Here is a 21,281-nt window from a genome sequence, read left to right as displayed (position 1 = left end):
AAACCGCGGCTGACCTGACGTGGCGCTTAACGCCGAGTGGTGCGCATTATCCCGGTGCGGCGGGCGTGTAGCAAATGCTGGTTACATTTTGCGCAACGAAATGTACCGTCTGGTTCGCGAAAAAAGCTGTCGTTTGGCCATTATCCACTTTGCACCGGATATGTCTGTCGGCTTTATCGGCTGTCGATGGAGGAGTTGGCAGCTTTTTCAGCCGGATATTTACCAATGACTGTGTAGTCCCGATGCCGGCGAGGTAGCTAAGCACCGCCGTGGACTACTACACTCGGTCATTCTTTGATACACGGAGGTTTTGACATGCGGCGCGTGGTGTTCAATCAGAAAGGTGGCGTGGGCAAGTCAAGCATTGCCTGCAATCTGGCGGCGGTCAGCGCCAGCGAAGGTTATCGCACGCTATTGGTGGATCTCGATGCCCAGGCCAATTCCACTCAATACCTGACGGGGCTAACCGGCGATGATATCCCGATGGGGATCGCCGACTTCTTCAAGCAGACCCTGTCCTCCGGACCGTTCTCGAAGAAGAACCAGGTCGACATCTACGAAACTCCTTTCGACAACCTTCACCTGATCACCGCCACCGCCGAGTTGGCTGACTTGCAGCCCAAGCTTGAGGCCAAACACAAGATCAACAAGCTGCGCAAATTGCTCGAGGAACTGGACGGCGATTACGACCGAATTTACCTCGATACCCCGCCAGCGCTGAATTTCTATGCGGTATCGGCATTGATCGCCGCTGATCGTGTGCTGATTCCCTTCGACTGCGACAGTTTCTCGCGTCAGGCCCTGTATGGCCTGTTGGCAGAAATCGAAGAATTGAAGGATGACCACAATGAAGGACTGGAAGTCGAAGGCATTGTCGTCAACCAGTTCCAGGCCCGCGCCAGTCTGCCCCAGCAAATCCTCGATGAACTGATCGCCGAGGGCCTACCGGTGCTGCCGGTGTACCTGGCCAGTTCAGTGCGCATGCGTGAATCCCATCAGGCCAACACGCCGCTGATCCACCTCGACCCGCGACACAAGCTGACGCAGCAGTTTGTCGATCTGCACAACCTTCTCGAAAACGCCTGATTGCCACTGTAGGAGCGAGGCTTGCCCGCGAAGGGGTCATAACATTCAACATCATCTTTGATTGTTAAACCGCCTTCGCGGGCAAGCCTCGCTCCTACAGTGTTCGGGGATTTCGGGATCGTTATCAGATCCCCTGACTGCGCAACCAGCTCATCAATTGCGGTAACGGGAAGGCCCCGCTCTGGCGAGCCACTTCCCGGCCGTTCTTGAACAGAATCAGGCTCGGGATCGAGCGAATCCCCAATTGCGCCGACAATTGCTGATTCGCCTCGCTGTCCAGCTTGGCCAACCGACACTTGCCCGCCAACTGCCCCGCCGCCTGCTCGAACACCGGCGCAAACGACTTGCACGGCCCGCACCAGTCCGCCCACACATCCACCAGCAACGGCAGGTCGCCCTTGATCTGACTGGCGTAATCGCCTTGTTTCAATTCGAACGGTTTGTTGAGCAGGACTTCGGCCTTGCAGCGGCCACATTTTGGATGGTCATTGAGGCGCTCGGCGGGGATGCGGTTGAGGCCGTTGCAGTGGGGGCAGGGGATAAGCAGTGGTTCGGGCATGATTGGTTCTCAGTTGGGCAGTCTATGCAACTGATCTGGAGTCGAAGGTGGTCATTATCAAGGTGATAGGTTGTAGGCCATTACCTCCTTCAGTCGCACAGAGGGACTACGTTCGCTCACGACGAACAACTGATCTCCAAATGCTTGCCCCACTCCGGCGGCCGCTCGGCATAGCTCTCCATTCCAGGCTGCTCCTCGAACGGATTGCTCAATACCGCGTGCAAACGGCGAACTTCTGAATAGTCACCGCTCTCTGCCGCATCGATAGCTTTCTGCGCCAGATAGTTACGCAGGATGTACCGCGGATTGACCGCATGCATTCGTTTGCGGCGCTGTGCCTGGTCAATCACGCCTTCACGAGCAACCCGGGCGATGTAGAGCTCGCCCCACTCATCGAAGCCTTTGATGTCGACGAAGTCATCGCGCAAGCGGGTGACCGCCAGTTCCGGTGACTCATCCCCCAGGCGGCGGAAGAACAGGCTGTAATCGACGCCGCTGTTCTGCATCAGTTGCAACAGGTGCTCCAGCAGTTTCTGGTCGTCGTCTTCGGCCGTGGTGAAACCGAGGCGGCGGCGCATCAGGTCCAGGTAGTGGGCCTGGAACAGCGGCAGGTACAGGCCGAGGGTTTCGCGCAGGGCTTCGACGCTGATGAATGGCGTCAGGGCCTGGGCCAGGGCGCTGAGATTCCACTGGCCGATCGGTACCTGGTTGCTGAAGGAATAACGGCCCTGGTCATCGGAATGGTTGCAGATGAAATGGGCATCGAAGTCGTCGAGGAAGGCGAACGGGCCGAAGTCGAAGGTGATGCCCAGGATCGACATGTTGTCGGTGTTCATCACGCCGTGGCAGAAGCCATAGGCCTGCCATTTGGCGATCAGCTCGGCATTGCGTTCGACGATTTCGCGGAACATCGCCAGATACGGTTCCGTCTGTTCCAGACAGTGCGGGAAGTGCATCGCCAGCACGTGCTGACCGAGTTCTTTCTGCTGCTCGGGGCGCTTGGTGTAGTAGAAGAATTCGAAGTGCCCGAAGCGCACATGGCTCGGTGCCAGGCGCAGGACCATGGCCGCGCGTTCCTGTTTCTCGCGCCAGACCGGCGTGTCAGAGCCGATTACGCACAGGGCGCGTGTGGTAGGAATGTTCAGGGCATGCAGGGCTTCGGAGGCGAGAAACTCGCGGATCGACGAACGCAGCACTGCCCGTCCATCGCCCATGCGCGAGTAAGGCGTCTGGCCGGCGCCCTTGAGGTGCAGGTCCCAATGCTCGCCGGCGTCGTTATAGACCTCGCCCAACAACAGGCCGCGACCGTCGCCCAACTGCGGGTTGTAGGAGCCGAACTGATGCCCGGAATAGACCATCGCCCGCGGCTCGGCTTCGGCCCAGAGCTTGTGGCCGCCGAACAGTTCGGCGAACACCGGCGTTTCGGCCACGGCGGGGTCCAGGTCCAGCAGCGCCATGGCGGCGGGGCTGGCGACCACCAAGCGGGGCGCGGCGATAGGCTCGGGCAGCACATGGGTTGAGAACGCATCGCCCAGGCGGGCGAAGCGGTTATCGAAGGTCAGTTCGTCGAGGGCTTTCAACGGCCATCTCCAGCAGAATGTCCGAGCATTCTGCTAGGGATAGAGCGGTTAGTCGAGTTCGACAGGCGGTGGCTCTTGTCGCGGTTTGCTGGCGGGCATTGGCACAATGGTTTTGGTTTCCGGCTCGACCGGCACCATTCTGTATTCCTGGCCCTGAAGGTTCTTGAGGTAAACCTCCATCTGCCGGAACGAGATGTTGATGTGCTGCTTCTTGAACTCGCGATTGATAAAGCGGTTGACCTCATCGAGCACCGGGTTGCGGTCGCCGAGGTCGCGCACATGCATGCGCAACTCGTGGTCGAGGGTGCTTTCGCCGAAGTTCAGGAAGTACACGTGAGGTTCCGGATCCTTCAGCACGCGCGGGTTGTCCCGGGCAGCCTTGAGCAGCAGCTCTTTCACCAGGTCCAGGTCCGAGCCGTAGTCGACGCCGAGCTTGAGGGTTACCCGGGTGATGGTGTCGGTCAGGGACCAGTTGATCAGTTGCCCGGTAATGAACGTCTTGTTCGGGACGATGATGTCTTTGCGGTCGAAGTCGGTGATGGTCGTGGCGCGGATGCGGATCTTGCTCACCGTGCCCGACAGGTTGCCGATGGTGATGGTGTCGCCGATCCGCACCGGGCGTTCGAACAGAATCATGATGCCGGAGATGAAGTTGGCGAAGATCTCCTGCATCCCGAAACCGAGGCCGACCGACAGCGCCGCCACCAGCCATTGCAACTTGTCCCAGCTCACGCCAAGCGTGGACAGGGTCGAGACGAAACCGACACCGGCAATCACGTAGGACAGCAACGTGGTCGTGGCGTAGGCACTGCCCTGGGCCAGGTTCAGTTTCGACAGCACAAACACTTCCAGCAAACCCGGCAGGTTGCGCGCCAGCGCAAAGGTGATGCCGATGATGATCAGCGCCCCAAGCATGTCGCCAATGCTGATCGGCACCATGCTCATGTTGGCGCCGGTGCCGCTGGTGTATTCGTAGAGGGTGATGTTGTCCAGGTACGAGAACACTGAAATCAGGTCCGACCAGACCCAATACAGTGCCGCGATGAAACCGCCGAGCAGCGCCAGACGGATCAGTCGCAGGGATTGCTCGTTGACCTTCTCGATGTCCAGGGTCGGTTCTTCGATCACCGCTTCACCGTCGCCGGCCTCTTTCGCGGCCTGGCGTTTGGCCAGGGCGCGCTGATAGGCCAGGCGCCGTGCCGCGACGCTGAGGCCGCGCACGAAGGTCGCTTCGATCACCAGCCAGAACATCAGCAAGTACAGCGTGTTGATCAATCGGTCGCTGAGTTTCAGCGCGGTGTAGTAGTAGCCAAAGCACACGGCGACGAACAAGGCGATCGGCAGGACGGTGAACAGAACGCCCACGGCCTTGCGGAACAGCGATGCGTTTTCGTGAGCCGGACTGCTGACCAGCAAACGGCTGAGCAACCAGGCCATCAAGGCGTAGCAGGTCAGCACCACCGGCATGCCGAGCACGTCATCGGCCAGCGCCGCCGGTTGCAGTTCAGCGACCGCCACCACGGTCACCAGGGCCATCACCACCAGCCCGAGCCGGCGAATCCAGCCTTGAAGGAATTCGACCTGAGGTTTTTCCCAGCGGAAATGCAGTTCGGCCACGCCGCCCGGCGCGAGGATGCGGTAGGCGGTGTAGAACACCAGCCAGGCTTGGCCCATTTGCAGCAACGCCGCGCCCATGTTCGTGTTCTGCCCGCGGGCGTCGATCTGCAAGGCCAGGCCGCACAAGGCCAGGCCCAGAGAGACCGGCATCGCCAGCAGGATATTGATCAGAATCGCTTGCGGTGTGTGCCACTGGCTGTCGCGCTTGAAATGGCCGATGTCCAAGTGAACTTTATTCAGGCGGGCATAGAGATTTTTGCGGCGCCACAGCAGCGCCCCGATCAGAAAGGCCAGCGGCAGGAACAACAGCGGCCGTTGCGTCAGGCCATCGGTCAGTTCGCTCAGGCTCGAGGCCCAGGGCAGGGTGGTGACCTGGCGTTGCAGGCGTTCCGGTACGCCGTGCATCCACTCGAAATCCAGCGGCTTGTTGCTGGGAATCCAGAACATTTGCTCGTCGAGGGTCGCCCGCATATTTTGCGCGGTGCTGAGCAGTTGCTTCTGGTTGAGTTGCAGGGTGATGGATTCGTTGAGCACCGCGCTCAGTTCGCGATTCAAGCGCTCCAACAGATCCGCGCGGGTGTTGGCCAGTTCCAGCAGGCTCTTGCGCAATTGCGGGGTGACTTGCTCGGGCGGTTGAGTCGCCAGCAGGTTATCGACATAGGTGATCGGGTTGCTGAGCAGTTCCCGTTGCTGGCTGACTTCGAACTGATACAGGCGAATGTCGGCAATCTGGTCGGCCAGATCACGGTCGAGCCTGAGGCGCGGCAGGGCCTGTTTCTGTTTGTAGAGAATCTTGGAGAGCAGCAGGCTGCCCTTGAGTACGTTGATCTGTTCGTCCAGCGCCGAATCACTCTGGGTCACGCTGTCCAGTTGCTGCTTGGTCTGCAGGTTCTGTTGCGTGACTTCGTTGAGGCGGTCGGTGCTTTTAAGCAAGTAGTCGGAGAGCTTCAGGTTGGCCGCGCTTTCGGTGGCCAGCAGGCTGCTGCCGCCGGCCTTCTGCGCTTCGATGGACTGCTGGGTCACCGTCTCTTGCGACTGGGCCAGGCGCTTCTGGTTGATCAGGGTTTGCAGGTCCTGAATTTCCTGGTCCAGACGGTCGGATTTTTCCGTGAGCAGGTCATGCTGGCTGTTGCCCAAATCCTGCAGTTGACTGTTGCCGGCCAGTTCCTGTCGACGCAACGGGATCAAGGCGTTCAGTGCCGCGAGTTCAGCGTTGAGCTGATCGCGTTGCTCGGGGGTCAAGGTCTTGCCGTTGTCCTTGCCGAGCTTGAGGATGTTGTTGATATGCTGGATGCGCGTCTGGCTGGCAGATATTTCGGCCTGGGCGCGCTCGGGGCGGGTCTGGGCGGTGATGATCAGGCTGTTCGCTTCGGCCAGGGCTTTTTGCAGATCGCTTTGCTGCGTGGAGCGCTCGGTGAGCAGTTGCTCCAGCTGTTGAATAGACTCTTTGGTATAGCGTTGCGCCACCGGCACCACTTTGGTGGCCTTGAGGCGGGTCAGCTCGCGCTGGTTCTCAACGTTCTGCCTTGGCGCGTTGGTCAACTGCTGCTTGAGATCGATCAGTTTCTGATCGTAATCACGCCGGTTGTTAAGCTGGGTGAGCGTGCTCTGCAGGACCGCTTGCAGCGCTTTCTGGTCGGCTTCCGGCAGTTTGCGGTCGGCGATCTTGTCCAGGCTCGCCTGCACGGCTTCGCTGGAGGGCGGTTCGGCGGCTTGCAGCGTGCTGATGGAAAGACTCAAGCCCAGCAGGGCCATGATGATAAAAGTGCGCAGGGTTGACATAGAGACCGATCGAAAACGAGGCGAAGAATGGAGTTTAGAGGAAGAGTCCCGGTCCGGGGCGACTTCCTTCGGGGAATCTGACGCCCACTTTACCAATCTTGTTCCCTTCCATGACCGCGACGGTCCAGAGGGTGTTGTTCCACTCCACCTGGTCACCGACTACTGGCGCACCGCCCACTTTCTGAGCAATGAAGTGGCCCAGGGACATGTTCGGATCGATGCCGTCGACTTTCAACCCGTACAGTGCAGCAACCGCGCTCAGCTGGGCGTCTCCTTCGAGTACGAAATCGCCGAAGAAGCGCAAATCCAGACCCCGTTGCGGTGCCTGACTGAAGAGTTTTCCGAGGGCCGGAAGGTTGTGTTCATGGCCGATCACGCAGAGCAAATCATCGACTTCGAGCACCGTACTACCCGACGGATGGAGCAGTTGCTGGCCACGAAACAGGGCTGCGATACGGGTGCCTTCGGGCATTTTCAGCTCGCGAAGGGGGGATCCAATGCACCATTTTTCGGCACCGAGGCGATAGACGAACAGCTCCCACTCGCTGGTGACATGCACTTCCAGCGCTGATCGGGAGATCGGCAGGGGTTCCGGCGGGACGGTCACTTTCAAAAGCTTGGCAACCCAGGGCAGGCTTGTACCTTGTACCAGCAGCGACACCAGCACGATAAAGAACGCCAGATTGAAATACAGCTGCGCGTTGGGCAGCCCCGCCATCAGCGGGAACACCGCCAGAATGATCGGTACGGCGCCGCGCAGGCCAACCCAGGAAATGAATGCTTTCTCACGCCCATGGAACGCCTTGAAGGGTAACAGGCCGACCAGCACCGACAGCGGACGGGCAAACAGAATCATCCACAGCGCCAGACCCAGCGCCGGCAGGGCGATCGGCAGCAGGTCATGGGGCGTCACCAACAGCCCCAGCACCAGGAACATGCCGATCTGGGCCAGCCAGGCCATGCCGTCGAGCATATGCAAAATGCCGTGGCGACTGCGGACCGGGCGGTTGCCGATCACCAGGCCACACAGGTACACCGCCAAAAAGCCGCTGCCATGCAGGGCATTGGTCAAGGCAAACACCACCAGGCCGCCGGCAATCACCAGGATCGGATAAAGGCCGGTGGCCAGGTGGATACGGTTGACCAGTTGCAGCATGAGCCAACCCCCACTGAGGCCGATCACGCCGCCGATGCCGAACTCGCGCAGCAAATGCACAAGCAGATTCCAGTGCAGGCCGGTCTCACCGCTGGCGAGCATGTCGATCAGGGTCACGGTGAGGAACACCGCCATCGGATCGTTGCTGCCGGATTCGATCTCCAGGCTCGCGCTCACCCGTTCGTTCAGGCCCTTGCCGCCCAGCAGCGAGAACACGGCTGCGGCGTCGGTGGAGCCGACGATGGCGCCGATCAGCAGGCCCTGAATCAGATTGAGGTTGAACAACCATGCCGCTGCCATCCCGGTCAGTCCGGTGGTGATCAACACCCCGACTGTGGCCAGCGACAGCGCCGGCCATAACGCCACGCGAAAACTCGCTACCCGGGTGCGCAAGCCGCCGTCGAGCAGGATCACTGCCAGAGCGAGGTTGCCGACCAGATAAGCCGTTGGATAGTTATCGAAAATAATGCCGGCACCGTCGACACCGGCCGACATGCCCACCGCGAGGATGATCACCAGAATCGGGATACCGAGACGCGATGAAAGTGAGCTCACCAGAATGCTCGCACCTACCAGCAACGCGCCAATCAAGAACAGGCTGTTGATGGTCGTCGCATTCAAAGGCAGTACTCCAGAAAGCTAAAGGCGGGCACAAACTGACCATGCAGTCTGCGTGCCAGCGATTCTAACCTGTTGAAATGTGATGCTGTCAAAAAGCTTTTGCAGATCAGAAGATCGCAGCCTGCGGCTCTTCGTAGGAGCGAGGCTGCGATCTTTTCGGCATCACTCGGTTACAGGCTAAACCGCCCAACCATGTTGTTCAGGTCCAGCGCCAGGCGCGACAGCTCGTTGCTGGCCGCGCTCGTCTGGTTGGCGCCGGTGGCCGATTGCACCGACAGATCACGGATGTTCACCAGATTGCGATCCACTTCGCGGGCCACTTGCGCCTGTTCTTCAGCCGCGCTGGCGATCACCAGGTTGCGCTCGTTGATTTCGACGATGGCGCTGTTGATGGTGTCCAGCGACAGGCCGGCACCGCGAGCGATATTCAAAGTCGATTCGGCGCGCTCGGTGCTGTTGCGCATCGAATCCACAGCGTGTTCGGTGCCGCTCTGGATGCTGCCGATCATGCGTTCAATTTCGCTGGTCGATTGCTGGGTGCGATGGGCCAGGGCACGCACTTCGTCGGCAACCACCGCAAAACCACGACCGGCTTCACCGGCACGGGCTGCTTCGATGGCGGCGTTCAACGCCAACAGGTTGGTCTGGTCGGCCAGACCGCGAATCACGTCCAGCACCTTGCCGATGTCCCGCGATTCGTTGGCCAGATCGCCGATCAGGGTGGCGGTGCTCTGCACGTCGGCGCTCATGCGCTCGATGGCACTGACGGTTTCCTGTACCAGATCACGACCGTCGCCAGCGGAGGTGGTGGCGTTTTTCGAGGCTTCGGAGGTGCTCACGGCGTTGCGGGCGACTTCTTCCACGGCGCTGGTCATTTCGTTGACGGCGGTGGCGGCCTGTTCGATTTCGTTGTTCTGCTGGGTCAGGCCACGGGCGCTTTCGTCGGTGACGCTATTGAGCTCTTCTGCGGCGGACGCCAGTTGCGTGGCCGAACCGGAAATACGTTGCAGGGTGTCGCGCAGTTTTTCCTGCATCTTCGCCATCGCGGCGAGCAGACGACCGGCTTCATCTTCGCCATCGACCGTGATCGGGCGGGTCAGGTTGCCTTCGGCGATTTCTTCGGCAGCGCTCAGGGCGTTGGCGATGGGTTTGGTGATGCTGTTGGTCAGCAGCCAGGCGAACAACAGGGTCAGGCCAGTGGCGATCACCAGCAGGGTCACTACCAGGTTGAAGGCTGACGAGTACTGGTCGGCGGCTTGCTGGTTGGCGTTGTCGGCCTGCTGGGTGTTGATCTCCAGCAAGCGGTTGAGCACCGTGTTGATGGCTTCAGAGTTGTTCAGCAAATCGGTGTTGAGCAGTGTGCGCAGTTCGTCGACCTGATTGTTGCGCGACAGGCCCTTCATCCGGTCTTCGATCTGGCGATACTGCCCCAGCAACTGCACATACTGATCATAGGCCGCACGTTCCTGCGGGCTGGCGATCAGTTTTTCATAGGCCGTCTGAGCCGCTCGAATCTGCTGGTTACGGGTTTCCAGCAGGTCGATGGTTTTCTGCTGGACGTCCGGCTCGCGGTTCACCAACAGGCGATAAGCCAGGACGCGCAGGCGCAGGGTCAGCTGAGTGAACTCGTCGAGGCTTTTGATGCTCGGTACGCTGTTCGAGGTGATCTCCTCGGCGGCGCCGCGAATCTTGCTCATCTGGTTCAGGGCGAACACACCCAGAATCAGCATCATGGCGCCAATCAGGGTGAAACCGAGGAACGCCCGCGGTGCGATATTCATATTTCTTAGGGACATGGTGTTCACCGAAAAAAAGCGCCTCCGTGCGAGGCTGAGACTGTTGTATGAATGACTTATCGGTCATACGACTAAAGTCTTGAGGCGCTGCGCGTATTTGTCGCAGAAGGGCCGCGACGACGAAGTGCAGGAACCAGAACCGCCAATCACAGTCTTTAAAGTTCGCGAGGAAGGTCGACCGCCAGGAAAATCAAGGCCTTGCGCCTGCATAACCCTGGCTTCCACAGTGACTTTTCTTTATCGTACGCGCCCTTTGAAAATGCCCGGAAATCAAAATGTTAGAAGCATCCCTAAGCCAATTGGAACAACTGGTCAGCGACCTGGTGCAACAGAACCAGGCTCTGCTGGGCACCCATCAATCCCTGAGTGCGGAGCTGGCCCAGGTCAAGGATGAAAACGAAAGCCTGCAACTGAGCCTGATGGAACAGGAAGAGAAACAAGGCGCCACTGCTGCACGCATCCAGGCCTTGGTTGAGCGCGTCAGCGCCGGCCCTGTCAGCGCATGAGTTACGGCGCCGCAGGGGTAAAAGTCGTCTCGATTCTGGGGGAGGACTATTCGATCAAGGCGCCGGTCGGGGAAGAGCAAACCCTGCTGGACGCCGCATTAATGTTGAAGGCCGCCCTGGCCGACACCAAAAAGAAATACCCGACGCTGATCGGTGACCGCTTGCTGGTGCTGGCGGCGATGAATCTGTGCTCGCAGCAGATCGAAATGCAAAAGCGTCACCAGCAGGAACTCGACCGTTACCAAGAGCAAGTCAGCGCCACGGTTGAAGTGATCGCCAAGACAATCAATCAGGCCTGATCGGCTTTGCGCACAACCAAAGAATAAATTGTCGATTGCGTTGTATACAATCGGCATGGCTGTTGCAGTGTTTCAGCCTCTTATTCTTTGGGGGTGCTCCATGCAGTTCTGGCGACGCAGTATTCAATGGCAGTTGATCCTGAGCATGGGCACCGCCCTGCTGGTCAGTATTCTGATCGTGGTTGGCATTTATACCCTCGTGGTCAACCGTCTCGCCCAGCGCTATCTGGTCGAGCAGGCGCTGCCGTCGAGCATCGAAGCGATGCGCAACGACATCGAACGAATCCTCGTTCAACCCCTCACCGCCGCCAAGGACATCGCCAGTAACAGCATGGTGCGCGACTGGTTGGCCGCAGGTGAAAACAGTGCCCAGACCGCTGGCTTCGTCAACTATCTGGAAGGCATCCGCGCCGAGCACAAGGCCTTTACCGCGATTATTGTCGGTACCGCGTCCAACCATTACTTCACTGAAAAAGGCCTGGACCGAACCCTCAGTCGCTCCAATCCAAAGGACGCCTGGTTTTATGCTTTCCTCGACAGCAACCTGCCGCGCACCCTCAATATCGACAATGACACCGCCACCGGTGAATTGGCCCTGTTCATCGATTTCAAGGTCGAGCAGGCCGGCAAAGTCGTGGGCGTCGCCGGGCTTGGCCTGAGCATGAAAGAGCTGTCGGAACTGATCCACAACTTCAACTTCGGTGAGCGCGGCAAGGTCTATCTCGTGCGTTCCGACGGTTTGATCCAGATTCACCCCGAGGCGCAGTTCAGCGGCAAACGTACGCTGGTCGAGCAAATCGGCGCCCCGGCGGCGCAAGCGGTCATGGGGCAGCTCTCTAGCACCACCGCGTCCGCCACCAGCAGTTTTGTCCGCGATGGCGAAGATTTTCTGGCATTGAGCCTGCCGCTGCGTGATCTGGGCTGGACCCTGGTGGCCGAAGTGCCGCAGTCGCAGATCTACGCCGAAGCTCGCCGCGCGATGTGGATGAGCGGCGGCATCGGCCTTGCGGTGGCGTTGGTGTGCCTGTTGCTGGTGGTGGTGCTGGCCCGTGGATTGGTGCGACCGATTCGTCAGGTAACAGCGGCGCTGGTAGCCATCGGTAGCGGTGGTGGAGATTTGACCCACAGGTTAGATTCCAGTCGCGCTGACGAACTCGGTGATCTGGCTCGAGGCTTCAATCGATTCCTGGAAAGTCAGCGCGACATGATCGGCGAAGTCCTGGCCACCAGTGAGCGTTTGCGCACGGCGGTCGGCCAAGTGGCGCGGGTGGTGGACAACACGGCTGAGCGCTCGGGTCGTCAGCAGGAAATGACCGACATGGTTGCTACTGCGGTCCACGAGATGGGCCTGACGGTGCAGGAAATCGCTCAGAATGCCGGCAACGCGGCCGTCGCTTCGCAAACCGCGCGGGATGAAGCGCTGCAGGCGCGGGAAGTGGTGGGCGGGTCGATTCGGCATATTGAAAGCATGTCTGACGAGATTGGCGTCGCCGCCGGTGCGGTGGGCGAGTTGGCTCATCAGGTGGCGTCCATCGATCAGGTGTTGGCGGTGATTCGCGGGATTTCCGAGCAGACCAATTTGCTGGCGCTCAACGCCGCCATCGAAGCGGCGCGGGCCGGGGACATGGGGCGCGGGTTTGCCGTGGTGGCCGATGAAGTGCGGACCCTGGCGCGACGGACTCAATCGTCCACCGACGAGATTCAACAGATGATCGGCAGCCTCAAGCAGGGCGCGGAGAATGCGGTGTCTTCCATGCACGCCGGGCAAGCGGCGACCGGCACGGGTGTTGAGTCGAGTCAGCGCACCGGGGCGTCGTTGACGGCGATCACCGGGCAGGTCGAGCGCATCAGCGACATGAACCATCAGGTGGCCACGGCGACGGAAGAGCAGTCGGCGGTGACGGAAGAGATCAACCGCAACGTGCAGGGGATTTCTGATTTGGCGCGAGCCACGGCGGGGGAAGTCAGGGCTTGCCGTGAAGACTGTCAGACGTTGCAGCGCTTGGCCGATGATCTGGCGCGGCAGGTGGGTGGGTTTCGGTTGGGCTGATCAAGATCAAAAGATCGCAGCCTTCGGCAGCTCCTACAGGTGTACGCCATTCCCCTGTAGGAGCTGCCGAAGGCTGCGATCTTTTTTGTGGTCGTTACGCCAATCTACGCCCGATCAAAACCACTCATCCCGCATCGTCAGGCACACATCATCCCGTGCCTCAAGAATCGCCAGTTCATGGTGACAACCCGGCACTTCCCACGTCAGGAAATACCGCGCCGCCTGCAGCTTGCCTTTATAGAAGCTCTCATCCGCCGCATTCCCCTTGGCCAATCCTTCCTCGGCACGAATCGCCTGTTCCAGCCAGCGCCAGCCAATCACCGTGTGCCCGAACACTTTCAGGTACAGCGCCGAGTTCGCCAGGCTGCTGTTGACCTTGCCCTGAGCCAGGTCGCTCAGCAGGCCGATGGTCACGGCTTGCAGGCGCGTCACCAGTTTTTCCAACGGTTCGCGCAGCGGGGTCAGCGATTCATAGGCCTGCGCGCGCGTGGCGGTATCGGCGATCAGACGGATCAGTTGCTTGAGCCCAGCGCCACCGTTCTGCGCCAGCTTGCGCCCCAGCAAGTCCAGCGACTGAATGCCGTGAGTCCCTTCATGGATCGGGTTCAGGCGGTTGTCGCGGTAATACTGCTCCACCGGGTACTCACGGGTGTAACCGTGGCCGCCGAGAATCTGGATCGCCAGTTCGTTGGCCTTCAGGCAAAACTCCGACGGCCAGGATTTGACGATCGGCGTCAGTAAATCCAGCAGCTCATGGGCCTGTTTGCGCTCGGCTTCGCTCTCAAGGGTCGTGGTGTCGTCGAACAACCGCGCCGCGTACAAGCCGAGGTCGAATGCGCCTTCTACATAAGCCTTCTGGGTCAGCAGCATGCGTTTGACGTCGGCATGCTGAATGATCGCCACCGGTGCGGTAGTCGGGTCCTTGCTATCCGGCACCCGACCTTGCGGACGCTCGCGGGCATATTCCAGGGAGTACAGATAGCCGGCGTAACCCAGCATCACCGCACCCATGCCAACACCGATCCGCGCCTCGTTCATCATCTGGAACATGTAACTCAGGCCATGGTGCGGTTTGCCCACCAGATAACCAACACACTCGCCGTTGTCGCCGAAATTCAGCGCGGTGGACGTAGTGCCGCGCCAGCCCATCTTGTGAAACAACCCGGCCAGCAATACATCGTTACGCTTGCCGAGACTGCCGTCATCGTTGACCAGGAACTTGGGCACGATAAACAGCGAAATGCCCTTCACCCCGGCCGGTGCGTCCGGCAATTTGGCCAGCACCATGTGCACGATGTTTTCCGACAGCGGGTGATCGCCGCCGGAGATGAAGATCTTGTTGCCCTTGAGTCGATACGTGCCGTCGGACGCAGGCTCGGCGCGGGTACGAATATCCGACAGCGACGAGCCGGCATGCGGCTCGGTGAGGGCCATGGTGCCGAAGAAGCGGCCGTCGATCATCGGTTGCAGGAAGCGCTGCTTCTGCTCATCGGTGCCGAAGCTTTCGATCAGGTTCGCCGCGCCCATGGTCAGGAACGGGTAAGAGGTCGACGCCGCGTTGGCCGACTGAAAGTGCGCGAAGCAGGCTTGGGACAGCAATGTAGGAAGTTGCATGCCGCCCGCATCGAAACTGCGCGCAGCATTGAGGAAACCGGCTTCGAGGAAGGCATCCACCGCCGGTTTCACTTCAGGAATCAGAATCGCCTGACCGTCCTCATAGCGCGGTTCATTCTCGTCACCCTTGCGGTTGTGCGGGGCGAAGAACTTCTCGGCAATGCTGCGGGCGGTGCCGATGGCCGCATCGAAGGTCTCGCGATTGTGCTCGGCGAACCGCTCACGCTGGGTCAGGCCCTCGGCATCAAGGACTTCATACAGCTCGAAAGCCAGATTGCGGGAACTGAGCAACGTCTCGGACATGGCGGCCTACCTTATTTTGGAATGGACCGAGTCTAGGCGTGGGGAGGGCGAGATGAACAGGATGATTGATGCGCGTGATGGTGGAGCAGAGCGGCGGCTTAGCAGGCGACACAAGCAACTGTGGGAGCGAGCCTGCTCGCGATGGCGCCTGCACATCCAAAAAAGATGTGACTGACAGACCGCTATCGCGAGCAGGCTCGCTCCCACAGGGATTTTGCAAACCAGGCACCCATTGCAGGTGCCCGGTTTTATTGCGGTTTAGCCGATCGTCATCAAACTCGCATTACCACCCGCCGCAGCGGTGTTAACGCTCAACGCACGCTCGATCACCAGACGCTCCAACGCAATGTTGGTTTCGCCTTGCGACAAACCATGAACCCCGACAATCGCGCCGGCACGCTTGGCCACTTGCTGGCAGACCGCACGCAACTGGTCGGAATGGCCATGATGCAGAACCGCATCAAACACCACCTCGTCCTTGGTCCAGTCGGCCACCCGCTTGATCCGCGCCTGGATTTCTTTGGGCAGGCGTGTGAACAAGGCCTTGGCCGGTTCAGCGTCCGGCCATACTGCCGAGCCGCCTACGGCCAATACCGCTGCCAGTTGGGTCAGCAGATCGCTTTCGACGTCGGCCAGGCACAGCACATGTTCGCGCGGCAGGATCGCATAGCTGTTGCGCTCGCCGGTCGGGCCCGCCAGAACACGGGTGATCCCGCTTTGCGATTGCGCCGCGAACTGCACGCACAGGGCGCTCAAGTCAGCGAACTTGTTGCTGTCGGCCCAGGCTTTCAGGGCGGTCAGCGGTTTGCTCATGGCGTCACGCAGGCGGACGTCCGGTGCAGCGATAGCGTCGCCGCGAGCGAAGGATTGTTCGATCGCATCGGTAGGACGCGTCGACAGCAAGCGGTACAGGTACAACGGACCACCCGCTTTCGGACCGGTACCCGACAGGCCTTCACCACCAAACGGCTGCACGCCAACCACAGCGCCAACAATGTTGCGGTTCACATACACGTTACCGGCGTTGACGTTGTCGATCACCTTGGCGATGGTCTCGTCGATGCGAGTGTGCACGCCCAGGGTCAGGCCGTAGCCGGAAGCGTTGATCTGGCCGATCAGTTGGTCGATGTCTTTGCGCTTGTAGCGCACCACGTGCAGCACCGGGCCGAAGATCTCGCGTTGCAGTTCGTCGAAGCTTTCCAGTTCGATCAGGGTCGGCATCACGAAGGTGCCGCGTTTGACTTCTTCGCTGTTGGCGATGGCCACCTGATACACATTGCGACCTTTGTCGCGCATGGCCTGGATGTGCTTCTCGATGCCGGCCTTGGCTTCGGCGTCGATCACCGGGCCGATGTCCACGGACAGACGCTCTGGATTACCGAGACGGCATTCAGCCATGGCGCCCTTGAGCATTTCGATGACACGGTCAGCGGAATCTTCCTGCAAGCACAGTACGCGCAGTGCCGAGCAACGTTGACCGGCACTGTCGAAGGCCGACGACACCACGTCGATCACCACTTGTTCGGTCAGCGCCGAGGAGTCGACGATCATCGCGTTCTGGCCACCGGTTTCGGCGATCAGCGGAATCGGACGGCCCTGGGCATCCAGGCGACCGGCGACGTTGCGTTGCAGCAGGCGAGCGACTTCGGTGGAACCGGTGAACATCACGCCTTTGACCCGATCGTCACCGACCAGACGCGCACCGACGGTTTCGCCACGGCCCGGCAGCAGTTGCAACACGCCTTCCGGGATCCCGGCTTCGAGCAGCAAGCGCACGGCTTGAGCCGCCACCAGCGGGGTTTGTTCCGCAGGCTTGGCCAATACCGGGTTGCCGGCAGCCAGCGCAGCAGCGACCTGACCACTGAAGATCGCCAGCGGGAAGTTCCACGGGCTGATGCATACCACCGGACCCAGCGGGCGGTGGGCATCATTGGTGAAATCGTTGCGCGCCTGCACCGCGTAATAACGCAGGAAGTCCACGGCTTCGCGCACTTCGGCGATGGCGTTGGCGAAGGTCTTGCCGGCTTCGCGAGCCAGCAGGCCCATCAGCGGCTGGATCTCGCCTTCCATCAAATCGGCGGCACGTTCCAGAATCGCCGCGCGCTCGGCCGGCGGGGTGGCCTGCCAGATCGGCGCCGCGTTCAGGGCGCACTGAATCGCGTTGTCGACATCTTCAACGGTGGCTTCCTGCACATGGCCGACCACGTCACGCAGATCGGACGGGTTGAGGACTGGCGCAGGGGTTTCAGTGCTGGACGCGCAACCGAGCATCGGCGCGGCTTTCCAGTTGTTGTGAGCAGTGGCCAGCAGGGCGCACGACAGGGAAGCCAGGCGATGTTCGTTGGCCATGTCGATGCCGCTGGAGTTGGCGCGCTCGGCACCATATAGATCACGCGGCAGCGGGATACGCGGGTGCGGCAGGCCGAAGCCGCCTTCCAGCGTCGCCATCTGCTCGATGCTGGCCACTGGATCGGCCACCAGCTCCTGAATCGAAATGGACTGGTCGGCGATGCGGTTAACGAACGAGGTGTTCGCGCCGTTTTCCAGCAGACGACGCACCAGGTACGCCAACAGTGTTTCGTGAGTACCGACCGGTGCGTACACGCGGCACGGACGGTTCAACTTGCCTTCGGAAACTTTACCTACAACCTGTTCGTACAGCGGTTCGCCCATGCCATGCAGGCACTGGAACTCGTACTGACCGGGGTAATAGTTCTGACCAGCGATGTGGTAGATGGCCGACAAGGTGTGGGCATTGTGCGTGGCGAACTGCGGATAGATGACTTCCGGCACCGACAGCAGTTTGCGTGCGCAGGCGATGTAGGAAACGTCGGTGTACACCTTGCGGGTGTAGACCGGATAGCCTTCCAGGCCTTCGACTTGGGCGCGCTTGATTTCGCTGTCCCAGTACGCGCCTTTCACCAAACGAATCATCAGGCGATGACGGCTGCGGCGAGCCAAGTCGATCACGTAGTCGATCACATACGGGCAACGCTTTTGGTACGCCTGGATCACGAAGCCGATGCCGTTCCAGCCGGTCAGTTGCGGCTCGAAGCACAGGCGCTCCAGCAGATCCAGCGACAGCTCGAGGCGGTCGGCTTCTTCGGCGTCGATGTTCAGGCCGATGTCGTATTGCTTGGCCAGCAGGGTCAGCGACAGCAGACGCGGGTACAGCTCTTCCATCACGCGCTCGTACTGGGCGCGGCTGTAACGCGGGTGCAAGGCGGACAGCTTGATGGAAATGCCCGGGCCTTCATAAATCCCACGACCGTGAGAGGCTTTGCCGATCGAGTGGATGGCTTGTTCGTACGAGGCCAGGTACTTCTGCGCGTCGTGCTCGGTGAGTGCGGCTTCACCCAGCATGTCGTAGGAATAGCGGAAACCCTTGGCTTCGAACTTGCTGGCGTTGGCCAGGGCTTCGGCGATGGTTTCGCCGGTGACGAACTGCTCGCCCATCAGGCGCATGGCCATGTCGACGCCCTTGCGGATCATCGGCTCGCCGCTCTTGCCGATGATGCGGCTCAGGGACGACGTCAAGCCCGCTTCGTTGTGGGTGGCGACCAGTTTGCCGGTCAGCAGCAAGCCCCAGGTGGCGGCGTTGACGAACAGCGACGGGCTGTTGCCCAAGTGCGGCTGCCAGTTGCCGGTGCTGATTTTGTCGCGGATCAGGGCGTCACGGGTGCCTTTGTCCGGAATACGCAGCAGCGCTTCGGCCAGGCACATCAGCGCCACGCCTTCCTGGGACGACAGGGAAAATTCCTGCAACAGGCCCTGAACAATCCCGGCACGGCCGCCGGCGCTTTTCTGATTGCGCAGTTTCTCGGCAATCGAGGCGGCGAGTTTGTTGGTGGCGTCGGCCATGGCAACCGGCAGGCGAGCCTGCTCGATCAGCATCGGCACCACTTCAGGTTCCGGTCGACGGTAGGCGGCAGTGATAGACGCGCGCAGCACCGATTGCGGCAGGATGCTTTCAGCGAATTCCAGGAAGCACTGATGCGCGTGATCGACGTGGATCTCGCCCGCTTCGTCAACTTCCTTGCCGTTCAAACCGTTCAGCTCGGACAGGGTTGCACCACCCTCGAGTTTTTCCAGGTAATTGAAAATTGCCTGCTTGATCAGCCAGTGCGGCGTGCGATCAATCGAGGTCGCGGCGGCCTTGAGGCGTTCGCGGGTCGGGTCGTCAAGTTTGACCCCAAGGGTGGTGGTAGCCATATTTTTATCCTCATGTTTGCCACGACCGCGTGGCATCAGCTGGCGGCAAGATTAGCTGTGCGTCGGTCGAGGTGCAACCGGGTGCAACCCTTTTTTGTCGGAATAATAAGCAGCTCGTCAGGAAATTAATTCTGGTACATCCCTCCCGCGCCTGCTTGGTGCTTTTGCTTCTAGTTCAACCCGAAAAACGCCCTAAAAAGGAGCAAAAACCGACCCTTTTCAAGAAAATCCGACTAGGTGCAACTTATTCACACGAAACTGGTTGCACCTTATTTGCTTTGTTGAATAGCATTCGCGGCCAAGGTGCAACCGGTCAAAAAGATCGGTGCACCGGCTGATGGCTTTCCTGGGGAAACATCAGTCATAAATGCGCGGGATCCGGAATCGTCTGTCAAACGTCGTCGTTTGCGAGCGGTTCACCAGCCCGCCGTTACATAAAAACAATGCCAGGGCGTAACTCAATGAGCGTAAGCAATCCAACCCTGATCACGTTCGTGATCTACATCGCAGCAATGGTGCTGATCGGCTTCATGGCCTATCGCTCCACCAACAACCTTTCTGACTACATTCTGGGCGGTCGTAGCCTGGGCAGCGTCGTGACCGCACTCTCCGCGGGTGCTTCCGACATGAGCGGCTGGTTGTTGATGGGCCTGCCGGGCGCTATCTACATGTCCGGTCTTTCCGAAAGCTGGATCGCCATCGGCCTGATCGTCGGTGCTTACCTGAACTGGCTGTTCGTCGCCGGCCGTCTGCGCGTGCAGACCGAGCACAACGGCGATGCACTGACCCTGCCGGATTACTTCTCCAGCCGTTTTGAAGATAAAAGCGGCCTGCTGCGGATCATCTCCGCGGTCGTGATCCTGGTGTTCTTCACCATCTACTGCGCTTCCGGCATCGTGGCTGGCGCCCGTCTGTTCGAAAGCACCTTCGGCATGTCCTACGAGACAGCGCTGTGGGCCGGCGCTGCGGCGACGATTGCCTACACCTTCGTCGGTGGTTTCCTGGCAGTGAGCTGGACTGACACCGTACAAGCCACGCTGATGATCTTCGCCCTGATCCTCACGCCGATCATCGTGCTGCTGGCCACTGGCGGCATCGACACCACGTTCCTGGCCATCGAAGCACAAGATCCAAGCAACTTCGACATGCTGAAAAACACCACCTTCATCGGCGTGATTTCGCTGATGGGCTGGGGCCTGGGCTACTTCGGTCAGCCGCACATCCTGGCGCGTTTCATGGCGGCGGATTCGGTCAAGTCGATTGCCAAGGCACGTCGCATCTCCATGACCTGGATGATCCTGTGCCTGGGCGGCACCGTCGCTGTAGGTTTCTTCGGTATCGCTTACTTCTCGGCAAACCCTGCCCTGGCGTTGCCCGTGACCGAAAACCACGAACGTGTGTTCATCGAACTGGCGAAAATCCTGTTCAACCCATGGGTTGCTGGCGTCCTGCTGTCGGCTATCCTGGCGGCGGTAATGAGTACTCTGAGCTGCCAACTGCTGGTGTGCTCGAGTGCCCTGACCGAAGACTTCTACAAAACCTTCCTGCGTAAAACCGCTTCCCAGGCTGAATTGGTCTGGGTCGGCCGTGCCATGGTGTTGTTGGTTGCCCTGATCGCTATCGCTTTGGCAGCTAACCCGAACAATCGTGTACTGGGTCTGGTCAGCTACGCCTGGGCGGGTTTCGGTGCTGCGTTCGGTCCGGTTGTCCTGATCTCCGTGATCTGGAAAAACATGACCCGCAACGGCGCACTGGCCGGCATCCTGGTCGGCGCGATCACCGTGATCGTCTGGAAACACTTCGAACTGCTGGGCCTGTACGAAATCATCCCTGGTTTCATCTTCGCCAGCCTGGCGATCTACATCGTCAGCAAAATGAGCGCGCCAACCAGCGGCATGCTTCAGCGCTTCGCCGCGGCCGAGAAGGATTTCCGCCTGAACCAGTGATGGGGATGAGCTGATGCTCTGATCTTTCGCTGAACATGAAAACGGTCCGCTTCCTTTTGGAGGCGGGCCGTTTTTTTTGGGGGTTCCCGGTTGGGTATGTTGTGTCGCAGATCCTTTGTGGGAGCGAGCCTGCTCGCGATAGCTATTTGACAGT

11 protein-coding genes and 3 pseudogenes are annotated in these 21,281 nt (G+C 60.0%); 6 read left to right on the top strand and 8 right to left on the bottom strand.

Features of this window, described 5'->3' with window-relative positions; all coding sequences use genetic code 11:
• Window positions 1–315: 315 nt before the first annotated feature.
• Window positions 316–1,086, top strand: coding sequence for a ParA family protein (locus KGB14_RS19925; protein WP_223488426.1), 771 nt, complete (start codon window positions 316–318; stop codon window positions 1,084–1,086).
• 124 nt (window positions 1,087–1,210) lie between these two features.
• Here the strand turns inward: KGB14_RS19925 and trxC are convergent, their stop codons facing one another.
• The 6 genes and pseudogenes from trxC to KGB14_RS28730 all read right to left on the bottom strand — a co-directional run.
• Complete coding sequence (gene trxC / locus KGB14_RS19920; RefSeq protein WP_123358753.1) at window positions 1,211–1,645, bottom strand: thioredoxin TrxC; 435 nt, start codon at window positions 1,643–1,645, stop codon at window positions 1,211–1,213.
• Between the two features lie 116 nt (window positions 1,646–1,761).
• Window positions 1,762–3,225 carry a protein adenylyltransferase SelO gene (gene selO, locus KGB14_RS19915; RefSeq protein ID WP_223488425.1) on the bottom strand — a complete coding sequence of 488 codons (1,464 nt, stop codon included), beginning with the start codon at window positions 3,223–3,225 and terminating at the stop codon, window positions 1,762–1,764.
• 48 nt (window positions 3,226–3,273) lie between these two features.
• The gene (mscK, locus tag KGB14_RS19910; protein ID WP_223488424.1) at window positions 3,274–6,624 is read right to left on the bottom strand and encodes a mechanosensitive channel MscK; all 3,351 of its coding nucleotides are present in this window, start codon (window positions 6,622–6,624) and stop codon (window positions 3,274–3,276) included.
• Window positions 6,625–6,658: 34 nt separating this feature from the next.
• Window positions 6,659–8,401 carry a potassium/proton antiporter gene (locus KGB14_RS19905; protein ID WP_223488423.1) on the bottom strand — a complete coding sequence of 581 codons (1,743 nt, stop codon included), beginning with the start codon at window positions 8,399–8,401 and terminating at the stop codon, window positions 6,659–6,661.
• Between the two features lie 170 nt (window positions 8,402–8,571).
• Window positions 8,572–9,171, bottom strand: a pseudogene (locus tag KGB14_RS28735) (methyl-accepting chemotaxis protein); the annotation flags it as partial.
• Window positions 9,172–9,474: 303 nt separating this feature from the next.
• A pseudogene (locus KGB14_RS28730) lies at window positions 9,475–10,131 on the bottom strand (MCP four helix bundle domain-containing protein); the annotation flags it as partial.
• A 341-nt stretch (window positions 10,132–10,472) separates the two neighbouring features.
• On the opposite strand from KGB14_RS28730, the gene KGB14_RS19895 reads away from it, so the two are divergent.
• The 4 genes and pseudogenes from KGB14_RS19895 to KGB14_RS28720 all read left to right on the top strand — a co-directional run bounded on the left by KGB14_RS19895 (window position 10,473) and on the right by KGB14_RS28720 (window position 13,052).
• Window positions 10,473–10,703 carry a hypothetical protein gene (locus KGB14_RS19895; RefSeq protein WP_223488421.1) on the top strand — a complete coding sequence of 77 codons (231 nt, stop codon included), beginning with the start codon at window positions 10,473–10,475 and terminating at the stop codon, window positions 10,701–10,703.
• Window positions 10,700–11,002 (top strand): cell division protein ZapA, encoded by a 303-nt coding sequence (locus tag KGB14_RS19890; RefSeq protein WP_223488420.1) that lies wholly within the window; start codon window positions 10,700–10,702, stop codon window positions 11,000–11,002. The genes KGB14_RS19895 and KGB14_RS19890 overlap by 4 nt, the downstream gene beginning before the upstream one ends.
• A gap of 55 nt (window positions 11,003–11,057) precedes the next feature.
• Window positions 11,058–12,185, top strand: a pseudogene (locus KGB14_RS28725) (cache domain-containing protein); the annotation flags it as partial.
• Between the two features lie 21 nt (window positions 12,186–12,206).
• Window positions 12,207–13,052, top strand: a complete 846-nt coding sequence (locus KGB14_RS28720) for a methyl-accepting chemotaxis protein (RefSeq protein ID WP_411740795.1) — start codon at window positions 12,207–12,209, stop codon at window positions 13,050–13,052.
• 114 nt (window positions 13,053–13,166) lie between these two features.
• Here the strand turns inward: KGB14_RS28720 and KGB14_RS19880 are convergent, their stop codons facing one another.
• Window positions 13,167–14,969 (bottom strand): acyl-CoA dehydrogenase, encoded by a 1,803-nt coding sequence (locus KGB14_RS19880; protein ID WP_223488418.1) that lies wholly within the window; start codon window positions 14,967–14,969, stop codon window positions 13,167–13,169.
• A 258-nt stretch (window positions 14,970–15,227) separates the two neighbouring features.
• The gene (gene putA, locus KGB14_RS19875) at window positions 15,228–19,181 is read right to left on the bottom strand and encodes a trifunctional transcriptional regulator/proline dehydrogenase/L-glutamate gamma-semialdehyde dehydrogenase (protein WP_223488417.1); all 3,954 of its coding nucleotides are present in this window, start codon (window positions 19,179–19,181) and stop codon (window positions 15,228–15,230) included.
• A gap of 461 nt (window positions 19,182–19,642) precedes the next feature.
• Here putA and putP point away from each other — a divergent pair, with 461 nt between their 5' ends.
• On the top strand, window positions 19,643–21,127 hold the full coding sequence (putP, locus tag KGB14_RS19870; protein ID WP_223488416.1) for a sodium/proline symporter PutP: 1,485 nt from the start codon (window positions 19,643–19,645) through the stop codon (window positions 21,125–21,127).
• Window positions 21,128–21,281: the final 154 nt, after the last annotated feature.

It is taken from the genome of Pseudomonas sp. A-RE-19 (genome assembly GCF_019956555.1).
GTDB lineage: Bacteria > Pseudomonadota > Gammaproteobacteria > Pseudomonadales > Pseudomonadaceae > Aquipseudomonas.
This window is presented reverse-complemented; position numbering and strand designations above follow the sequence as displayed.

Bases quoted from the DNA above. Each gene is read 5' to 3' on its own strand.
- KGB14_RS19925 (WP_223488426.1), top strand. From the start codon at position 316: ATGCGGCGCGTGGTGTTCAATCAGAAAGGTGGCGTGGGCAAGTCAAGC.
- trxC (WP_123358753.1), bottom strand. From the start codon at position 1,645: ATGCCCGAACCACTGCTTATCCCCTGCCCCCACTGCAACGGCCTCAAC.
- mscK (WP_223488424.1), bottom strand. From the start codon at position 6,624: ATGTCAACCCTGCGCACTTTTATCATCATGGCCCTGCTGGGCTTGAGT.
- KGB14_RS19895 (WP_223488421.1), top strand. From the start codon at position 10,473: ATGTTAGAAGCATCCCTAAGCCAATTGGAACAACTGGTCAGCGACCTG.
- KGB14_RS19890 (WP_223488420.1), top strand. From the start codon at position 10,700: ATGAGTTACGGCGCCGCAGGGGTAAAAGTCGTCTCGATTCTGGGGGAG.
- KGB14_RS28720 (WP_411740795.1), top strand. From the start codon at position 12,207: ATGATCGGCGAAGTCCTGGCCACCAGTGAGCGTTTGCGCACGGCGGTC.
- KGB14_RS19880 (WP_223488418.1), bottom strand. From the start codon at position 14,969: ATGTCCGAGACGTTGCTCAGTTCCCGCAATCTGGCTTTCGAGCTGTAT.
- putA (WP_223488417.1), bottom strand. From the start codon at position 19,181: ATGGCTACCACCACCCTTGGGGTCAAACTTGACGACCCGACCCGCGAA.
- putP (WP_223488416.1), top strand. From the start codon at position 19,643: ATGAGCGTAAGCAATCCAACCCTGATCACGTTCGTGATCTACATCGCA.